Source organism: Hoskinsella mucinilytica (genome assembly GCF_045223415.1).
GTDB lineage: Bacteria > Bacillota_I > Bacilli_A > Erysipelotrichales > Erysipelotrichaceae > Hoskinsella > Hoskinsella mucinilytica.
The window spans coordinates 1-2,710 of the sequence record NZ_JBEQZJ010000091.1 but is presented as its reverse complement, the minus strand read 5'-3'; the positions used below and the strand labels follow the sequence as shown (position 1 = coordinate 2,710).

At 34.3% G+C, this 2,710-nt stretch carries 4 protein-coding genes; 3 read left to right on the top strand and 1 reads right to left on the bottom strand.

Annotation, left to right across the window (positions count from 1 at the left end; translation table 11 throughout):
* Nucleotides 1-6: 6 nt before the first annotated feature.
* A complete protein-coding gene (locus UGRO018_RS17570; RefSeq protein ID WP_416327813.1) occupies nt 7-546 on the bottom strand; it encodes a hypothetical protein in 540 nt (179 codons plus the stop codon).
* A gap of 185 nt (nt 547-731) precedes the next feature.
* Here UGRO018_RS17570 and UGRO018_RS17565 point away from each other — a divergent pair, with 185 nt between their 5' ends.
* The 3 genes from UGRO018_RS17565 to yajC are packed head-to-tail and all read left to right on the top strand — an operon-like array spanning nt 732 to nt 2,693.
* Nucleotides 732-1,910: an SIS domain-containing protein gene (locus UGRO018_RS17565; RefSeq protein WP_416327812.1), complete on the top strand. Its 1,179-nt coding sequence runs from the start codon at nt 732-734 to the stop codon at nt 1,908-1,910.
* A gap of 24 nt (nt 1,911-1,934) precedes the next feature.
* Complete coding sequence (locus UGRO018_RS17560; RefSeq protein WP_416327811.1) at nt 1,935-2,369, top strand: PTS sugar transporter subunit IIA domain-containing protein; 435 nt, start codon at nt 1,935-1,937, stop codon at nt 2,367-2,369.
* 9 nt (nt 2,370-2,378) lie between these two features.
* Entirely contained in the window at nt 2,379-2,693 is a 315-nt protein-coding gene (gene yajC, locus UGRO018_RS17555) for a preprotein translocase subunit YajC (RefSeq protein ID WP_416327810.1), read from the top strand.
* Nucleotides 2,694-2,710: the final 17 nt, after the last annotated feature.

Sequence of the window (2,710 nt, the reverse complement as noted above, 5' to 3'; positions counted from 1 at the left end):
TAATATTTAAGCTTTGCTCTTTTTGAAAAAAGCTAGGATTTGTATGATAGCAAAATATAAACCAAACAAAGCAATCAGCCAGTTTGCCCCTAAAATGAGTCCCTCATATTTTTGATCATAGGCATTGAAGATGATCAATACAGCCAAAGCCGTATAAAGAATAAATTTAAGAATGATTTTTTTCGTTTCATCATTTGCGGCAGTATCGATCATACCGGCACGCTTTTCAGGTTTAAAGTCCAACAGTTGAGGAACCTTTTTTAGGAAAAAACGAAACTTAACTTCCATAAATCCATAAGCAAGGACACCAACCAAGATACTTAACCATAATGGTGCTTCGAACATATAGATCAATACAGCTGCGAAGATACCGATTACAAATCGCATGGAGTATGGACGATAAGCTGTTTCATAATCATCCAATACATATCCGATCTTTGTTAATACATCATAATAAACAGCACGACCATGAGAATCTATATAAATATGGATACCGCCTATTTTTAATTTTTCATTTTTTTGATATTTATTACCTTTTCTCGCCATTATTTTCACCTCTAGTTTACATTATAAATGGAAACACTTCATCCGTCTAGCAAAACCCGTCTATAAATTAATAATAAATTTGCACAAATTAACAGACATTAATTTCGTACGTTGTTTTTTTACAAACATTGTTTTATAATGAAGTCGTAATGAAAAGGATTTCAAAAAGAAAAGGAGCGATGAACATGATTTTTGGAAAAGACAAGACAGAATGGGAAAGTTTGAAAGGTATCTTCACATCTACTGAGATCAACCAACAGCCTTCTACATGGAAGAAGACAATCAAACAGGTTGAAGACAGTAAAGACGAATTGAAGGCATTCATTGAGAATGTAACAAAGCATGAAGATTACGACATCATTTTAACAGGAGCAGGAACAAGTGAATTTGTAGGAAATGCATTATATTCATATTTGAATAAGTTGACAAACTATAAAACAAAATCTTATGGAACAACAGATATTGTTGCTACTCCAGAAAACTATTTATCTCAAAACAAACCAACATTATTGGTAAGCTTCGGACGTAGTGGTAATTCACCTGAAAGTGTTGCCGCAGTTGATGTAGCTGATGAAGTATGTGGCGAAAATGTGTACCATTTATTCGTAACTTGTAATTGTGAAGGTGCATTAAGCAAAGCTGCTGAAAAACGTGATAATGCTTATGCTATCAATCTTACACCTGAAACACATGATCAAAGCTTCGCAATGACTTCTAGCTTCTCAAATATGATGCTTGCAACATTGCTTTGCTTCCGTTTGGATACATTAGAAGAAGCAAAGAAAGAACTTGAGGATGTAATCGTTGCTGCTGAAAATGCATTGGCAAATAAATTTGAATTCTTTGCAAATGTGGTAAAAGAATATGATTTCAACCGTATCGTATACCTTGGCGCAAATGCTTTAAAAGGTATTGCACAAGAAAGTCAGTTAAAAATGCTAGAGCTTACTGCAGGTAAGGTTGCAACTATGTTTGATACACCAATGGGATTCCGTCATGGACCTAAATCTATCATCAATGATGAAACTTTGACAGTCGTTTATGTAAGTGATAATGCTTATACACGTGAATATGAAACTGATTTGATCAAAGAAATGAGTGCACAGCGTAAAGGAAATAAAATCGTTGCAGTTATGAATAAGATGGATGAAGAAATCGCAGGTTTGGTTGATTATGCATTCTCATTTGATTTGAAAGAAGAACATGACAATATGTTCTTAGGATTTGACTACATTATTGCAGCTCAGATACTTGCATTATTCAAATCATTGTCATATGATATAACTCCGGATAACCCATGTCCAAGTGGAGAAGTTAACCGAGTTGTAAAAGGTGTTATCATTCACCCTTATACAAAAGCATAATAAAAGGAAAGTGAGGAAATTATAATGATCGGATTATTAGTTACAGGACACGGAAATTTTGGTTCAGGTTTAACAAGTTCAGTCAATTTGATTGCCGGAGAACAAGAAAACTATAAGTATGTTGACTTCCTTCCTGAATATTCAGTAGAAGATTTGGAAAGAGAATTAACAAAAGCAATGGATGAATTAAAAGATTGTGAAGGTATTTTGGTTCTTTCTGATTTAGCTGGTGGTTCTCCTTTTAAGACAGCTGTTGAAGTCGGATTCCCAAGAGGAAATGTTGCTGTTATCGGTGGGTCTAATTTACCTATGTTAGTAGAAGTATCTATGACACGTAAATTTATGACTGATTTAGATGTATTCGCACTTGCTGAATCAGCAATCAATACAGGGAAAGATCAGATTGTTCGTTATGAATTCAAAGCTGTAGAACAAGAAATCCCTGAAGACGGAATTTAAGGATAGCCTATGAGCTTCGATTGGAACACAATTTTCTGGTGCAGTATGACGGTTGCTACTTTGATCATCCTATTCTTGATCTTCTATTACATCTATAGTGCAAGAGCAATGAAGAAAAGCAGATTGGCAATGATCGAACGCTTGGATAGCATGAAACCGGGTAAAGAAGTACTGTTTTCCGGAGGAATCAAAGGAAAAATCAATAAAGTAGGAGAAGAATATTTAACAGTAGAGGTATCAAAAGGTGTAGAATTTACCATTTCTAAACTTGCTGTTAGTGAAGTCCTATCAAATAAAAGAGTAAAAACTGATGCTAAAAAATAGCATCAGTTTTTTTTTCT